We start from the raw sequence: 16,457 nt of genomic DNA on the forward strand, positions 1-16,457 counted from the left end.
AAAAAAAACAATAAGCTTTCTTAAATAAAGAAAATATCTTAGTACTAAAACATTGTTTAATTTGTAATTATGTCTAAATATAAATAGTAAGAAAAGTCGATTAAAAGGTTTTAGCGCATCCTTTAATTGACTTTTCTTAAACTATATATAATTAGAAAATAAACGTAATCCCCATTTCCCTATCAAACAATTTCTCCTGAATCACATGGTTCTCCAAATTGCACTTTCCCCGAACAAAATGTCATTTAACCATACATTAGCTTTTGATAATGCCATATACTGTTGGATGATTTTCACTGTTTCAGCATCTGTAGAAATAGAAAGCGAGATATATTGTTCAACTGGTAACTGCCATTTTTTGCGGGTTTCTTGAATGGTACGTATTAACTCTCTTATTTGACCTTCCTGAAGTAAGTCTTCTGTTAAATGTGTATCAAGTAAGACACGACATTCATTCTCTTTTGCTAACACATGTTGCTCCTTCACTATGGACTCTTTTAACACATGTGTTATTTGCTGTAGGTGGTCCTTCATAAAATACAAAGGGCTTTTTAGCAGAACGATTACTGATGGATGCATGAAACGTTCGTTCTTCCTCCCATATTTTATGAATTCTTGTTTCCCTTTCTACAGTTGTCTCTTTGTTGTTGTCAACTTGCATGTAAATTCCTCCTATACAGTCGTGTATAAAAGGCATACAAAAACCCCGTCCCAAGTAAGGGACGAGGTTAACCGTGAATACCACCCTAATTCTATTGAAACCCGCTCAATAGCACTTAGCAACGTACAATCATACGTGTTCACTTTAACGGTAGACACCCGAATTGGCTTAATTTATTTAACTAATCTTCTCCGAGAGGATCTTCATGAAACATTTGCACACCGACTTCCACCAACACGTCAGCTCTCTGTAGAGCAAAATGTAACACTACTCTTTCTCATCAACGAATTTGTATGCTTTTATTGTGACTCACCTTAACAAACTGGCAATTACTTGTCAACTTTCAGACAATCCGCGATGCTTTGATGAAGGGCCACATATTGAGGACTGTTTGCAGTTTGAATATAAAAACTTTTTAAAAATGATTTCCAGTTAAAGCGTAATATTCGATAGTGCCAGACATCAAGCTGTGCCTTTTGAGCAGATAGTATTTCCGTAGTTTCGCTTAATAATGTAATAATTTCTTGCTCCTGCAAACCTTGTTCTAGCATAGTGAATATAGGTACTAACAACCTTTCATCTTCATCATGAATAAAAGCATAATTTGTTTGTAACATCATTTGCCATAAAGGACGCAAAATATCTAGAAAAGAAGCTGTATTGAATTTAGGGCTTTTCACTAATTCATCTATTACGTCCGAGACATGTGCTACACTATGCGCCCAGCCATTATCCGGCACATATCCCCTTACATCTTTTTCAGCTAATAAATACGCGATCAACTTATGTGTTAATTCTTCTATCTTGTTCGCTTCAATAAAATCCGACTCATTATCTTTTGCTAATATTAGTGCAACTAGTAACATTGTAAAGGTTCTTGTAAAAACTGAATCGGATTCGCTCTCTCCAATGCCTTGATCTAGTAAGTCCGTTACACAGTATTGTAAAGTGTCGTTTAATAATGCAGGATGTAGTAAATCTTGTTCTACAATCATTGTATAAAAGCAACCATAGATTAGTCCGTCTCGTAGCTCACTATCAACTGAGCCAATATGCACTAGCATAGACTGTATAAGTTTATTTTGATCTACTTGTTGCCAAGCATTACTGTCATTTAGCAATGCTTGAAGTTCACATTTTAAATCCGCTTCACTAAATAATGTTTCATGTAATATCATATGTAGTAATTTCTCCTTATGTTTAGAATACATACAATTAATAACATTAATTGTACCTTAATCCATAAGAAAAAACAGCTTATCATGATAAGCTGTTTCCAAATGGTGCTAGTCTGAGATTTCAATCTTCTCCAAATCCGCAACAAAATCATATTGATTTAATGGTTCTTGCCAATTGTACGTGACAGTTACACTTTGTCCAATTGCAATTTTATCCTGTACTTCCTGAAGTGGAAACCAGACTCCATTCGTGTGTTTAGTAATGATTTCTTCATTCGATAAATGCCCGATTTCCTCTTGTAATGCCCCTGTCACAACTAAAAATCGGTCTTCCTCCATAGCAACGACTGTACCATATTTATACTGTTTAGACATGTTAGGTTTAGACACGTTATATTTGTTCTCTAAATAAGCAATTTGTTGACCATATTTAGCAGTGAAATAATCCATCGCTTCTTTTTTCACTGCAAAGTAAGCCTGCATTTGGTAACTATTTTCGTATTTTTGATAATATTCCTTCATTAGTTCTGCTTGGGCAAACCATTTAAGTGCATTTGCTTTCAGATATTTATCGAAAAATTCATCAAATGTTAGATTGAGTTTTGTTAAACCGTCTTTAAATACTGCACTCTCTTTATATGACTTTTCATATTTTTCTCTTTCCGCTTGCATGTGCTTAGCAATTGCCTTTTCGCTAAATTTGATGTTTTTACTTTCTGCATAGACATAATAAGCATCCAATTCGAATAATGATTGAAAAGTCATATTAATAGATTCTTGGCTTTCATTTGCCTCAATTGCATCTTGGAAAATCATATCATAGTATGTTTCATCTAATATCGGTACAGCATTTGCTGATAACTCGTCCCCATTGTTGACTTGTGTGTATATAAATAACCCTATACATATTGTCAGGATTACAGTATACATACTATACTGCCCGCGTCTTGATTTCATCGGGATAGCACGTTGTTCAATTTGCTTTACTACATTTGTCATCACACGTTTTTTACTTTCTGTTAAATCTCTTATTACTCGTACATCCACTTTACTCATGCAGCAACACCTCCCATTCAATATGCTGTAACTTAGGCTTTAATAATTCACGTCCCCTGCGCAGCCTTGTTTTCACTGTACTGTCAGGGATGCTTAAAAGCTTCGCAATTTCAGCAACAGGCATGTCTTCAAAGTAAAAATAACTTAGTACCTCTCGTTGCTTTAATGGTAGTGAGAATATAGCATTTTCGATTAACGTTTGTTCATCTTGCTGAACGAGCATATCCCTTCTTGAGATTGTCTGCTTGGCAAAAATTTTCTGTTGCACTTGAATTTTGCGATAAGTCCAACTACGTAAATAATCTTTACTTTTGTTCATGACAAGCCTCGATAAATAAGCTTTTAATTCTCCACGTTCTTCATATTTTTGCCGATTGTCATAGAACTTAATAAACACATCCTGAACAATATCCTCTGCTTCTTGTAGGTCCTTTACATAATAAAAAGCAAGACGAATAAGTCGTTCCGTGTGCTGTTCCATTATTTCTTCTAGTTCCTTTACTTGCAACGTCTCGCGCCCCTTTCTGTACCCTATAAACGGTGCTCAGAAGCGAAAGGTTTGTTTTTTAGGGAATTATTATTATTTTTCATCAAAAAAAGGAAGAACCATCGTTTTTTCTGTTGAAGATAACACAATATTTGTAGAGGGTGTACCATAAGGCATTGCAGCATCAATAAACTGCTCTAATGTTTCGACAGAGTAAGTTGCGAGTTTAACAATATAACTAATTTCACCAGCTACTCGGTAACATGCCAAAACATCTGGATGGGCATTACAAAAGTCTGACAGGCTTTTACAGTCAATGGACTTAAACAAGACAATCGCTTGAATGGAGCGATCCATTTTCTTAAGATTTACTTTCGTTGTATAGCCTTCAATACTGCCCTGTTCTTCTAGTTTTTTAACGCGTTCGATAACAGCTGGTGAAGATAAATGAACGATTGTCGCTAGCTCCTTCATTGAGATTTTCGCGTTTAATTGTAATTGGCGTAAAATTTCTGTATCGATATTGTCCATTAGAATCCACCTTTTTTTATTAATTGTTTTTTAATTAATTCCTTTCGTTATAAGGAAAATAGACTTGATTACATTATATAACTTCTGTTATTCAGTTACTCCATTTATTACAATTAAAGCAATAAAGGAGGCATCAACCATATGAAAAAAATCTTACTACTTTTAGCAAATGGCTTTGAAGCGGTAGAAGCAAGTGTCTTTACAGATGTGCTAGGCTGGAACAAATGGGAGGGAGATGGCACAACAGAGGTTGTTACAGTAGGATTACATAACAAATTACAATGTACATGGAATTTTCAAGTTACGCCCGAAAAATTATTGCATGAAATTACACTCGAGGACTTTGATGCACTCGCCATTCCTGGAGGTTTTGAAGAAGCGGGTTTTTATGATGATGCTTTTAGTGAAGCATTTCAACAAGTTATCCGCCATTTTAACGAACATAAAAAGCCCATTGCGACGATTTGTGTAGCATCGCTCGCTTTAGGACATAGTGGCATTTTACAAAATAAGATGGCAACTACTTACAATCACCCAACAAGTAAACGATTAGGTCAGTTAGAATCCTATGGAGTAGAAGTTATCAACGAACGGATTGTTCGCACAGAACACATTATTACCTCTTCAAATCCAGGCACTGCGTTCGATGTCGCCTTTCACTTACTCGAAATGCTTACATCTACTCAAAATACATTAAAAGTAAAAGAACTAATGGGATTTAAATAATCTTTTTTACGAAATAGGATCAGCTTATATTGCTTTCGTCCATTCACTGTGCGAAGCCATATAAGAAGGTCCTATTTATTTTATATGACGAGTTATATTAAAAGCTATGTAAACATAACTTACTGTAAAGCGTAACGATTATCATTTATCGAATAATCGTTACTACCCGATTAAGTCAAAGAATTAGGAGGCAAATGTGAATCGTCCACTTTCCAAACAATTATTAAATGCTCGATTTTTTCTGTTGCTCATGATTATTTTGTTTCTAACCCCATCTTTTTTTCCTAGTAGTGCCTGGCTCTTTTCTTTCGCAACGCCACTATTAAATCTCAATACTATATTTTTGAGTATTTTAATAGAAGCTTTACCATTTGTTTTAATTGGGGTTCTAATCGCTGGGTTTATTCAAATTTTTATTACGGAGCAACATATTCAAAAGTGTATTCCAAAAAATAAATTTCTGGCAATTATCATGAGCTGTGTCGTTGGTGCACTATTCCCCGCCTGTGAGTGCGGAATAGTACCCATTGTAAGAAGACTTGTATCAAAGGGGGTACCTATCCATGCCGCAATGGGTTTTATGTTAACGGGGCCTCTTATAAATCCTATTGTCATTATTTCTACATATATGGCTTTCGGTAATGATCTAAAAATTGCAGGGTTGCGCATGATATTAGGCTTTATCATAGCCATTATCGTCGCACTGCTTATTAGTATGCTGTTTACTGGAACACAATTTAAAAAGGGTATTCGAACTAATCATGCCCAGCATGGTACAGCAAAACTATCATTCTTTAAAAAATGTTCAAACATGGTCAATCACTCGATTGATGAGTTTTTTGATATGGGCAAATATTTAATCATAGGGGCTTTTTTAGCAGCTTTTGTGCAAACCTTTGTATCTACTAAAACGCTTGTAGACATAGGCGATCATTTTACATCTTCTATGTTAGTCATGATGCTGTTAGCCTATATCCTTTCGTTATGTTCCGAAGCAGACGCCTTTATAGGTGCATCTTTTAGCTCTATTTTTCCAACGCCATCAATACTTGCTTTCTTAATTTTTGGACCTATGATTGATTTTAAAAACACGATTATGATGTTGGGCGTATTTCGATTGAAATTTGTCCTATCCGTACTAACAATCGTGTTTCTCGTTATCTTTTTTATAATATGGCTAATCGCACCTTTTCTTTAAGGAGGCAACTAATGAAATTTCACTTGCAACAAGCTGTAAAGGCCGTTATTTTATGTGCTTTCTCTGTTATGATTTTCAATTTACATGCAACTGGTGAAATAACGAAATTAATTAACCCAAAATATGAGATGTTAAGTAAAACCGTAGCGATTATATTTTTAGTACTGTTTGTAGCCCAATTAAAAAGAATTTTCTCTTTTTCTAATCATCGCAATCATAACGAGTTATGCAAGTGTTGCGCACATAACTTAGTCAACCCACCGTTTAATTGGAAAAGAGTATTATCGTATCTCATTTTAGTTGTTCCATTGTTTACTGGATTTACATTGCCTACAAAATTTTTAGATGCATCCATCGCGCAAAAAAAAGGCGCGACGCTAATGATGACCAATCAATCTCAAGCCTCAAAAAAAGATGAAGTGGCAAGTCGTAACGAAGTCAATAACGATGGTTTGTTGGTAGATCATCCTATTGATCCAAAACTATTAGAAGAAAAACAGGAAATGTCAAAAAAAGAATACGACCTTTTAAAGCAACAACTGGCCCAAAATCCAATTGTCGAGATGACAAATTATATATTCTCAGTATATTACGAGGATATTAATAATAATTTATCACAATATCAAGGCAAAAAAATACGACTAAGTGGTTTTGTGTTAAAAGAAACTGATTTACTAGAAAATCAATTCGTCATTTCCCGATTTTTAATTACGCATTGTGTTGCTGATGCAAGCATTATTGGATTTCTAACTGAAATGCCCGAAGCTGCGAGCTTACAAGAAGATAGCTGGATTGAGGCTGAAGGCACAATTGATATTGGTTACTATAATGGTGTTGAACTCCCTATCATTCGAATCGAACAATGGAAAAACATACAGGAGCCTGCTGAACCGTATATCTATCCAATTGACATTCTCATTAGTATGTAAAATAAAAAAAACCGACCTCCTAAGAGATCGGTTTTACTAAAATAATTATTCAGCAGCTTTCGCGCGAAGAACCATTTGTAGGATACCACCGTGACGGTAGTAGTCTACTTCTACTTCTGAGTCGAAACGAGCTAAAGCTTGGAAAGTTTTAACTGTACCGTCTTCAGATTTAGCAGTAACTGTTAAGATATCACGTGGTTTTACATTGTCAGTAATGTTTACAGAGATTTCTTCTTTACCAGTTAAACCTAGAGAATCAGCAGATTCGCCGTTTAAGTATTGTAAAGGAAGAACACCCATCATTACTAAGTTTGAACGGTGGATACGCTCGTAAGATTGTGCGATAACAGTTTTCACGCCAAGTAGGAATGTACCTTTCGCAGCCCAGTCACGAGAAGAACCCATACCATAGTCGTTACCAGCAAGTACTACTAAGCCAGTACCTTGCTCTTGGTATTTCATACATGCATCATAGATGTACTCTACTTCGCCTGTTGGCCAGTAAGTAGTGAAACCACCTTCTGTACCAGGAGCTACTTGGTTACGGATACGGATGTTTGCAAATGTACCACGCATCATAACTTCGTGGTTACCACGACGAGAACCGTATGAGTTGAAGTCACGGATTGCAACACCGTTTTCGATTAAATATTTACCTGCAGGTGTATCTTTACCGATTGCACCAGCTGGAGAAATATGGTCAGTTGTAATTGAGTCACCGAACTTCGCCATAATGCGTAAGCCGTCTAAGCCTTTGATAGCTTCTGGCTCTTTTGCAAGACCTTGGAAGAATGGTGGGTTTTGGATGTAAGTTGATTTGTCATCAAATGTGTATAGAGACTCAGTTGATGTTTCAATTGCATTCCATTTTTCGTTTGCTGTGAATACAGTTTCGTATTCTTTTTGGAATAATTCACGGTTAACTACAGTACCTAATACAGCGTTAACTTCTTCAGTTGAAGGCCAGATATCAGCGAAGAATACTTCGTTTCCATCTTTGTCTTTACCGAATGAATCTTTTTGTAGGTCGATATCCACAGTACCAGCAAGTGCGTAAGCTACAACAAGTGGTGGTGAAGCTAAGTAGTTCGCTTTTACAAGTGGGTGTACACGGCCTTCGAAGTTACGGTTACCAGAAAGAACAGACGTTACGAATAAGTCGTTCGCTTTGATAGCTTCTTCGATTTCAGGAAGTAATGGACCTGAGTTACCGATACATGTTGTACAACCGTAACCTACAGTGTTGAAACCGATTTGGTCAAGGTATGTTTGTAAACCTGAATCTTCAAGGTAACCAGTTACAACTTTAGAACCTGGTGCTAAAGAAGTTTTCACCCATTTTGGTACAGTTAGACCTTTTTCTACAGCTTTTTTCGCAACTAAACCAGCAGCGATTAAAACGTATGGGTTAGATGTATTTGTACAAGAAGTGATAGCAGCGATTGCTACAGCACCTGTTGGAATTTCTACATCACCTTCAGCAAATTTAGCTACAGAAGTTTTTTCGAATTCATCTTCAGTTAAACCGAAACCTTGAGTTCCTTGTGGAGCCACTACTGCTTCTTTGTAACGAGAACGCATTTGAGATAGTGGAATTAAGTCTTGTGGACGTTTAGGACCAGAAAGGTTTGGTTCGATTTCAGCTAAGTTTACTTCTAATACGTCAGTATAAACTGGCTCTAATGCTGGATCAAAGAACATGTGGTTCGCTTTTAAGTAAGCTTCAACAACCGCGATGTGCTCTTCGTCACGACCAGTTAAACGCATGTAGTTTAATGATTCTTCGTCAATAGCGAAGTAACCACAAGTAGCACCATATTCAGGAGCCATGTTAGAGATTGTTGCACGGTCAGCTAGTGGTAATTTAGATACGCCAGGTCCGAAGAACTCAACGAATTTACCAACTACGCCACGTTGACGTAAAACTTGTGTTACTTTTAATGCTAAGTCAGTAGCAGTCGTTCCGTTTGGAAGATCACCAACTAATTTAACACCGATAACTTCTGGAATTGGGAAGTATGAAGGTTGGCCAAGCATACCAGCTTCAGCTTCGATACCACCAACACCCCATCCAAGAACGCCGATACCGTTGATCATTGTTGTATGTGAGTCAGTACCTACTACTGAGTCTGGGAATGTTTCGAATGTACCGTCAGCATTTTCGTTTACGTGTACAACTGGAGCTAAATACTCTAAGTTTACTTGGTGAACGATACCTGTTGCTGGAGGTACAGCACGGAAGTTATTGTAAGCAGTTTGAGCCCATTTTAAGAAGTTATAACGCTCAGCGTTACGTTCGAATTCAAGGTCCATGTTAGCTTGTAATGCAGATGCATTACCGTATTTGTCAACTTGTACTGAGTGGTCAATTACAAGGTCAACTGGAATAGCAGGGTTGATTTTGTTTGGATCTCCGCCCATTTCTTTCATTGCTGAACGAAGAGATGCAAGGTCAACTACTACTGGTACACCAGTAAAGTCTTGTAATACTACGCGAGAAGGTTTGAATGGTACTTCAGCTTCTGGATCAGCACCGTTACCCCATTTTGCTAATTCGTTTACGTGCTCTTCTTTGATTACGTATGCATCATATTGACGTAAAACTGATTCTAATAATACTTTGATTGAGTAAGGAAGGTTTGAAACTTTTGCAACGCCAGCTTTTTCAATCGCAGCTAAGTCATAGTAATTGTAAGTTTTACCATTAACTTCGAATGATGCGCGGCTGTTGTGTAAATTACCTTGTGCCATTTGCGGATCCCCCTAAATATCTTTTTGAAAAGGCCTATGTAAAGCATCTTTTCTCCACCACCCATAATAACGTATTTATATTCATAAGTAAATTACATTAATATTATCTTTTTCAATAAGTATTTCTTATGACAAGTGATGTCTTTTATTTATTTTACATGAATGAGCGAATTTGTGACGAAAATGACATATTTCGGCCTGTTTTATTTTAGACATTTTTTAAAAAAATATGCACATTTAGTTTGCAACAATAATAAAATTAGTTGTTTACTATAAAAATACAGGCATTGAACCCCCGAAGCACCAAATAATAAAGGAAAATCAATCCATTCAGTTCGATACAGTATCCTTTGTGACCAGAGACTTTAACGCCATACTAAGCTCTTGTATTTGATCGGTTGTACTAGTCATCATTTCAAGCATTTGATGTTCGTCCTCAACCGAAAGTAAAATGTCACTAGTAGAAGCAGCATTTTCCTCCGTCATCTCATTCAACTTTTCAATTTGTTCTTGAATTTTTTCAAATTGCAAAATGGCACTACTTAATTCATTCATACCACTTGTTAAATCCGTATTGGTTATAGCAAAGGTATCTTTTAAAACGTTAAAGAAATGGCTGACATCCTGCAACAGCAATTCACCATATTGTAGTGCTTGTTCTCCATCATTCGAACGTTGTTGAGCTTCCGTTGATTTTTCGAATATTGTTTTAGTTACATTTGTAATGCTAACCGTAATGGCCGCACTTTCTTCTGCCAATTTCCGTACCTCATCAGCAACGACAGCAAATCCCTTTCCTTGTTCGCCTGCTCTAGCAGCTTCAATCGTGGCATTTAATGCAAGTAAGTTCGTCTGTTCTGCTATATGTTGGATACCTTTCAACAAGTTATCCACTGTGTGCAAACTTTGTTGCAATGCTTGGACGGTCTCGGCAGTTGAACCGATTGCATTGTTCATAACACTCATTTGAGCCATCGCCTCTTGCATTTTGCCCCACCCTGCTAATACTTCCTGTTGGAGATTACTAGATTTCGCTACCGTATCCTGTGATATGGAAAAGGTTTTATTAACAAATTGTACGGATTCCTTCATTGTTCCGTGAATCATTTGTAAACTTGAGGCTTCCTGTTGAATACTAGCCGCGATATCTTCTGTGGCTTGTAATATTTGCTTACTTGACCCCGAAATACTGTGCATAGTTTGTTGAAAACGTGTAATATGCTCATCTAGTCTATAGCTACTTTGTTCAATTTGATTGAAGGTCATCTGTAGTTGAGCGAGCGAAGCTTTTACTTCATTTTGCTGCGCCGCTGCATGTGTAATTAGCTCATTTCCCCATTTTGCCAGTAGAAAGAAAACAATCATAACGCCATTGGTAATGGCTAATAATGTAATGAATACAATAATATCGTTGAAAGGTCCCAAGAGTGATTCCGATTTCACTATATATAAAATCACGAAGCTTACGTTTAGTATGATCCCAAAAAAGATAATCAGTTCCTTTTTAAAGTACAACGCAATAATGGCAATTGTACAAAGCAAAATATAATGCTTGTTCAATGAAAAACTATCTAGTAAAAACAATGTGAAAACGATACTGGATGGGATCATGCCAAATATAAATCCTTTAATATATGTTTGGATAGGTAAAAAATAATTACATAAAGCGAAAGCAATTACCGCCAGACCAATAAATAAGAACATAATTCCTTTTGTAAGTATCATTGGGCCACAAATAAGAATAGCTAAAATTGAAATGATGGCTAAATTAACACGATGAACTTTCCGTGTATCATAGCGAATATTGACCTCCATTATATTTCTCCCCCTAAAAAATGAATGGACATTCAGTTTGTTTTTCTATTATTATATAGTATAAACATTACTTTTTGTAGACAAAAAAGGTATTTTAGAGAGAATTTAGCTTTTTTAATCAGAAGGGAGATTTTTTAATGGAGAGCGTACAAAAAATAGCACCAAACTTTTTTTGCATTGATACGCACGATTTGAATCGGAAGGAACGCACAAGCGCTTATTTACTTATCGATGAGAAAATTGCGTTGATTGAAACATCTGCAAGTCCTTCCGTGCCCTATATAATAGAAGGTTTAAATGAATTGCAAATTACACTAGATGATATTGACTATGTCATCGTTACACATATTCATTTAGATCATGCAGGCGGGGCTGGTCTTTTTCTTCAAAGTTGCCCGAAAGCAAAATTAGTCGTACATCCCCGTGGTGCTGGGCATATGGTTGACCCAACCCGCCTAATTGCAAGTGCAAAGGCTGTATATGGTGAAGAATTCCAACGCCTCTTTGACCCAATCGTACCGGTTGCGCCTGAACGGATTATGGAAGCTAGGCATGGCGATATTTTATCATTGGGCAATCATCAACTAACTTTTTACCATACAGAAGGTCATGCCAAGCATCACGTATCCATGCATTACTCTGCGACGAATGGAATGTTTGTAGGTGATACAACAGGTGTCTGTTATCCAGAGTTGGCCGATGAAGCAATTGATTTAATTATCCCTTCAACTTCCCCGAATCAGTATGATCCGGATACGATGGAGCAATCGATTCAATTATACGAAAAACTTAACGTTCAGGAATTGTATTTCGGTCATTACGGTGCTTATCAAAATCCAACAGAAGCCTATCGTCAAGTTCGTTACTGGACGCCGTTGTTTCTAGTTGAAGGAGAAAAGGCACTAGCTTCACCGGGTACTTTAGCACAGCAAGCTAAATTATTAGATACGAGATTACAAGCACTATTACATCAATATCTACAGCGAAATGGTATTGCAGAAAGCCATCCCGTCTATCAAACACTTCCTTTTGATACAGCAGTATCAGCAATGGGCATTCTTGATTATTTGCAAAAAAGCAAACCATCTACTAGCAAATAGATAAAGAATCTGCTCATTTCTCACGATAACTTTGAGAAATGTTGCAGATTCTTTTATTGGTTATTTAAATGCTGAAGCACTGCCTGAAAATCCTGTTCTTCCCCTATCGCTTGAAAATGGATCAATGGATTACCCACTCGTTTGATTCGCTCTATAACAGTAGGTATCGTAAATTGTTCCGGTGATAGTTTGTCGTTTACTTCATTCCAATGTAGAGGTGTTGCAACTAAGCCCATTTCGTTACCTCTGGTGGAAAACGGCGATATAATGGTTTTCCCTTCCGCATGTTGCACATAATCTAAATACAATCTATCTTTGCGATTTTTCTTTAAACGTTCAATCGTATATAATTCGGGTTTTTGCTCACATAAAAAACGACAGACAAACTCTGTAAAAAGGCGAACTTGTTCATAAGAAAATGTATTGAATGGTAATGGAATATAAACTTGCAAACCTTTGCCACCAGAAGTTTTAACAAAAGACTGTAGTTTAAAATAATCAAATATTTCTTTTAAGTGTAGTGCACCGCTTATGGCAAGTGAAAATGCGTCGACCGAAGGAGGATCTAGGTCAAAAACAATCTCTGTAGGCTTTTCAGTGTCAATCGTTTGAAAAGGGATGTGAAATTCTAATGCAAGTTGGTTCCCTAACCACAACAGTGTTTCAAGATTATTGCATAGGATACTATGATGTTCGCTCATTCTTTCTGTTTCGACAAATGCAGGTAGATGTTCCGGACTGCTTTTTTGATAGAAACTCTCCCCTGGTACCCCATGAGGAAAACGAATTAACGTAATAGGTCGATTTCGTAAAAATGGCAGTATAAAAGGTGATACAAGCTGTAAATAGTACAAATAGTCCTCTTTTGTAATCGCGATAGCAGGCCACACCGGCTTGTTGGGATGCGTGACTGGCACACTATCCGGTATTGGCATAAGCTGGCGTTGCATAAGTTGCCAATTACAGTACTGGTGTTCCATTTCTAATCGAAATGCATGAAAACGAGGTTCTCTTAACTTACTACCATCAAAGTCGATACATGCGATATCAATACAGATGGATGGTTCTAATTGCCATGTTTCGTTGTTTTGTTGCCCGTTTGCTTGAAAAAATGTAATAAGGGTATTTAACTCTTCCTTTTTCATCCCATGCCTAAAAACAACCACTTCCGTTAGCACACCCTGTCGATGCACACAACCGTGAAAATATCCATTTCCTTTATCAAATTTGTTCACAATCACTGTGACAATTTTCCAATTCTTAATTTTTAGCCAATGTGTTGACCGTACAGCCTCCTGCCATTTACTCGTCTTTTTCTTGGCAATAATACCTTCACCATTATAAATTTTGATGAAATGCCACAAAGTTTGGCTATCTTCAAAAACATCAATTGCTTGTAAACGATGGTTTTCTTCATATTTAATAGCAGTCGGTAGCTTTAACGATGTAAAAAGAGTGTTTAGTTGCTGTTTTCGCGTTTTTAAATAGCGATTCATTTGACTTTCCCCTTGATAGGAAAGTAAATCAAAAACAATATAATGACAAGGAAAGGATGTAGCATGTGCAGCAATCACTTCTTTTTTTTGCATTCTTCCCCGTTGTTGCACGATTGCAAATTCACTTTTATAGTTGTTGATTAAATACACTATTTCTCCGTCAAATACTAACGGTAAAAATTCTTTGATCTGATTATAAAGACTTCTGCAATAATCAATAATTTCCGGAAACAAATGATTTAACACATTGCCATTTCTACTTTTCAAAATAGGCTCTTCATCAGTCCACTGTAATAGACAGCGGAATCCGTCATATTTCCCTTCGTAAAGCCAATCATCTCCTTTTGGCGGTTCATTTGCTTCTACTAATAACATTGGTTTAATCTTGTACACCTACTTTCTTATTTTGTACTGTTGACACTATTTTTATTTAGCATACATAAAACACATCAAATTATTACATAGTAAGAAAAACGAGGTGACAACATGCATACAGTTTGGAAAGGTAGCATTTCATTTGGTCTTGTCAACATACCAGTTAAACTACATGCTGCTACAGAAAATAAAGACATTAAATTACGACAACTTCATAAAGAATGCCATACACCTATTAGCTATAAGAAAGTATGTGAGGGTTGTAATCAAGAAGTAACAGAAGAGAATATTGTAAAGGCATATGAGTATGCAAAAAATAAGTTTGTCGTTCTAGATGAAGAAGAGCTAGAGAACTTGCGTAAAGAAAACGAAGATAAGGCTGTTGAAATTATCGATTTTGTTAAATTAGGCGAAATTGACCCTATCTATTTTGAACGAACTTATTTCTTATCGCCTGATACTACAGGCAGTAAGGCATATGCCCTATTGCGACAAACATTAGAAGAGTCAGGTAAAATTGGCGTTGCTAAAATTATTATTCGTTCGAAGGAACAGCTTGCGATTGTTCGTGTTTATCAAAATGCCCTCGTAATGGAAACAATCCATTTTCCTGACGAAGTTCGTAGTGTGCAAGATGTTCCAAACATCCCAAGCGAGCCAACCATTGTTCAAAAAGAATTAGACGCTGCACTGATGCTAGTTGACCAGTTAACAACGGTATTTAATCCAGAAAAATATACAGATGACTATCGCAATGCTTTAATGGAACTTATCGAAGAAAAGAAAACGACAAATTCAGTATCTGCCAGTGATAAGCGTCCACTACCTGACAACGTTACTGATTTGATGTCAGCACTCCAAGCTTCTTTAGATAAAACAAAAAAACCTACAACAAGAAAAAGAGCAACCAAAACGAAGAAAAATGCGTAATGCGGAGCTCACCAACCATAGAACAAAAGGCATCGAGAACTTATATACTCGATGCCTTTTTCTTGTGATATAGCTAACCCCCCACAAAAGGAAACGTATGTTTGTTCATCATGTTATAATTAGTATAAAAATTGATGGATGGTGTCTAATGATCAAAGTAAATATTGAGGAACGTATGAATCACTATCGTGTTCAAGGGTTAAGCCTTTTAGTAATTGAAAAGGGGCAAATTAGTCAAATAGAACATTATGGATATCTTATGGCAGGAACTAGGCAAAAAGTAAATGACCAATCTATTTTCAATGCCTGTTCTATAAGCAAATTTTTAACGAGCATGGTAGTAATGGTATTAGTAGAACAAGGCTATTTAGATTTAGATGAGGATGTCAATAACAAACTGAAATCGTGGAAGGTACCGGAAAATCAATATACGAAGCTAAAAAAAGTAACATTACGAAACTTACTTTGTCATCAATCTGGCATTATAGATCCAGTGAATAGTTTTTCAACTTTAAACGCTGCTCATGCGAAACCGTCAATGGTAAATTTGTTAAATGGCACAACACCTTACTGTCAAAGCCCTATAGAAGTAAGTGGTGAACCTTGGCATGCATTTCATTATTCGGATGCTGGTTTTTGTATTATACAGTTATTAATAGAAGATGTAATGGCACAATCATTTGACTCGATTATAGAAGAGCATATATTTAAACCGTTAACTATGACACATAGCACATTTTCTACAACATTTGCATCATCAAAAGCACAATCTTTCGCTAGTGGTCACCACAAAAATGGAAAATCGGTGACAGATAACTACCTAATTTATCCTTACCCTGCGGCTTGTGGTTTATGGACATCCCCCGCTGATCTAGCTAAATTATTACTAGAGTTAATAAATGCTTTAAAGGGCTCTAGTAAAATCGGTATCTCTGCAAACCTAGTCAAAGAGCTAATTCAACCACAAGGTGCTAAAGAATGGGCTGGTTTAGGTGTATTCCTTGAGGGCTCAGGACAAGAAGTAGAAATCTCCTCCCTTGGCTGGGGTATTGGGTTTCAATGTATGCTTGTATTATTTCCTTATATAGAAAAAGGAATGATTGTTATGACAAATACTGATTTAGGCGTTCATCAAATGCAAGGAATCATAGGTGAACTATACAAATCACTTATCTCCTGTTCATAAAACGACGTTTTCCCCTACCAAATCCAAACAAAACTAAG

14 protein-coding genes and 1 other annotated feature are annotated in these 16,457 nt (G+C 36.5%); of the genes, 6 read left to right on the forward strand and 8 right to left on the reverse strand.

The annotated features are described in order from the left end of the window. Positions 1–201 precede the first annotated feature (201 nt). The 5 genes from LS41612_RS23510 to LS41612_RS12730 all read right to left on the reverse strand — a co-directional run bounded on the left by LS41612_RS23510 (position 202) and on the right by LS41612_RS12730 (position 3,913). Entirely contained in the window at positions 202–579 is a 378-nt protein-coding gene (locus tag LS41612_RS23510; protein ID WP_137034857.1) for a DUF5915 domain-containing protein, read from the reverse strand. Positions 580–715: 136 nt separating this feature from the next. Next, positions 716–954, reverse strand: a binding site (T-box leader). A gap of 36 nt (positions 955–990) precedes the next feature. Then, a complete protein-coding gene (locus LS41612_RS12715) occupies positions 991–1,839 on the reverse strand; it encodes a DUF2785 domain-containing protein (protein ID WP_024361820.1) in 849 nt (282 codons plus the stop codon). Between the two features lie 108 nt (positions 1,840–1,947). After that, positions 1,948–2,895, reverse strand: coding sequence for a DUF3221 domain-containing protein (locus LS41612_RS12720; RefSeq protein ID WP_024361821.1), 948 nt, complete (start codon positions 2,893–2,895; stop codon positions 1,948–1,950). Beyond that, positions 2,888–3,403, reverse strand: a complete 516-nt coding sequence (locus LS41612_RS12725; protein WP_024361822.1) for a sigma-70 family RNA polymerase sigma factor — start codon at positions 3,401–3,403, stop codon at positions 2,888–2,890. Before LS41612_RS12725 ends, LS41612_RS12720 begins: the two co-directional genes overlap by 8 nt. 72 nt (positions 3,404–3,475) lie before the next feature. After that, on the reverse strand, positions 3,476–3,913 hold the full coding sequence (locus tag LS41612_RS12730) for an Lrp/AsnC family transcriptional regulator (RefSeq protein ID WP_024361823.1): 438 nt from the start codon (positions 3,911–3,913) through the stop codon (positions 3,476–3,478). 141 nt (positions 3,914–4,054) lie between these two features. Here LS41612_RS12730 and LS41612_RS12735 point away from each other — a divergent pair, with 141 nt between their 5' ends. The 3 genes from LS41612_RS12735 to LS41612_RS12745 all read left to right on the forward strand — a co-directional run bounded on the left by LS41612_RS12735 (position 4,055) and on the right by LS41612_RS12745 (position 6,766). Beyond that, positions 4,055–4,639, forward strand: coding sequence for a DJ-1/PfpI family protein (locus tag LS41612_RS12735; RefSeq protein WP_024361824.1), 585 nt, complete (start codon positions 4,055–4,057; stop codon positions 4,637–4,639). A gap of 196 nt (positions 4,640–4,835) precedes the next feature. Continuing rightward, positions 4,836–5,837, forward strand: a complete 1,002-nt coding sequence (locus LS41612_RS12740) for a permease (protein WP_024361825.1) — start codon at positions 4,836–4,838, stop codon at positions 5,835–5,837. A gap of 11 nt (positions 5,838–5,848) precedes the next feature. Continuing rightward, positions 5,849–6,766 carry a TIGR03943 family putative permease subunit gene (locus LS41612_RS12745; RefSeq protein WP_024361826.1) on the forward strand — a complete coding sequence of 306 codons (918 nt, stop codon included), beginning with the start codon at positions 5,849–5,851 and terminating at the stop codon, positions 6,764–6,766. A 45-nt stretch (positions 6,767–6,811) separates the two neighbouring features. On the opposite strand, the gene acnA is transcribed toward LS41612_RS12745, so the two are convergent. Continuing rightward, positions 6,812–9,517: an aconitate hydratase AcnA gene (acnA, locus tag LS41612_RS12750; RefSeq protein WP_024361827.1), complete on the reverse strand. Its 2,706-nt coding sequence runs from the start codon at positions 9,515–9,517 to the stop codon at positions 6,812–6,814. A gap of 330 nt (positions 9,518–9,847) precedes the next feature. Then, on the reverse strand, positions 9,848–11,332 hold the full coding sequence (locus tag LS41612_RS12755; protein WP_024361828.1) for a methyl-accepting chemotaxis protein: 1,485 nt from the start codon (positions 11,330–11,332) through the stop codon (positions 9,848–9,850). 137 nt (positions 11,333–11,469) lie between these two features. Between LS41612_RS12755 and LS41612_RS12760 the strand changes: the two genes are divergently transcribed. Next, on the forward strand, positions 11,470–12,432 hold the full coding sequence (locus LS41612_RS12760) for an MBL fold metallo-hydrolase (RefSeq protein WP_024361829.1): 963 nt from the start codon (positions 11,470–11,472) through the stop codon (positions 12,430–12,432). A gap of 53 nt (positions 12,433–12,485) precedes the next feature. Here the strand turns inward: LS41612_RS12760 and LS41612_RS12765 are convergent, their stop codons facing one another. Next, positions 12,486–14,312: a DNA ligase D gene (locus tag LS41612_RS12765; protein ID WP_024361830.1), complete on the reverse strand. Its 1,827-nt coding sequence runs from the start codon at positions 14,310–14,312 to the stop codon at positions 12,486–12,488. A gap of 102 nt (positions 14,313–14,414) precedes the next feature. Here LS41612_RS12765 and ku point away from each other — a divergent pair, with 102 nt between their 5' ends. Continuing rightward, positions 14,415–15,233 carry a non-homologous end joining protein Ku gene (gene ku / locus LS41612_RS12770; RefSeq protein WP_024361831.1) on the forward strand — a complete coding sequence of 273 codons (819 nt, stop codon included), beginning with the start codon at positions 14,415–14,417 and terminating at the stop codon, positions 15,231–15,233. Positions 15,234–15,381: 148 nt separating this feature from the next. Next, positions 15,382–16,419 carry a serine hydrolase domain-containing protein gene (locus tag LS41612_RS12775; protein WP_024361832.1) on the forward strand — a complete coding sequence of 346 codons (1,038 nt, stop codon included), beginning with the start codon at positions 15,382–15,384 and terminating at the stop codon, positions 16,417–16,419. Positions 16,420–16,457 lie beyond the last annotated feature (38 nt).

This window comes from Lysinibacillus sphaericus (assembly GCF_002982115.1).
In the GTDB taxonomy this organism is placed as follows: Bacteria; Bacillota; Bacilli; order Bacillales_A; family Planococcaceae; genus Lysinibacillus; species Lysinibacillus sphaericus.

Coding starts and splice junctions, on each gene's coding strand:
- LS41612_RS23510 (WP_137034857.1), bottom strand. CDS start 579: ATGCATCCATCAGTAATCGTTCTGCTAAAAAGCCCTTTGTATTTTATG.
- LS41612_RS12715 (WP_024361820.1), bottom strand. CDS start 1,839: ATGATATTACATGAAACATTATTTAGTGAAGCGGATTTAAAATGTGAA.
- LS41612_RS12720 (WP_024361821.1), bottom strand. CDS start 2,895: ATGAGTAAAGTGGATGTACGAGTAATAAGAGATTTAACAGAAAGTAAA.
- LS41612_RS12730 (WP_024361823.1), bottom strand. CDS start 3,913: ATGGACAATATCGATACAGAAATTTTACGCCAATTACAATTAAACGCG.
- LS41612_RS12735 (WP_024361824.1), top strand. CDS start 4,055: ATGAAAAAAATCTTACTACTTTTAGCAAATGGCTTTGAAGCGGTAGAA.
- LS41612_RS12745 (WP_024361826.1), top strand. CDS start 5,849: ATGAAATTTCACTTGCAACAAGCTGTAAAGGCCGTTATTTTATGTGCT.
- acnA (WP_024361827.1), bottom strand. CDS start 9,517: ATGGCACAAGGTAATTTACACAACAGCCGCGCATCATTCGAAGTTAAT.
- LS41612_RS12755 (WP_024361828.1), bottom strand. CDS start 11,332: ATGGAGGTCAATATTCGCTATGATACACGGAAAGTTCATCGTGTTAAT.
- LS41612_RS12760 (WP_024361829.1), top strand. CDS start 11,470: ATGGAGAGCGTACAAAAAATAGCACCAAACTTTTTTTGCATTGATACG.
- ku (WP_024361831.1), top strand. CDS start 14,415: ATGCATACAGTTTGGAAAGGTAGCATTTCATTTGGTCTTGTCAACATA.
- LS41612_RS12775 (WP_024361832.1), top strand. CDS start 15,382: ATGATCAAAGTAAATATTGAGGAACGTATGAATCACTATCGTGTTCAA.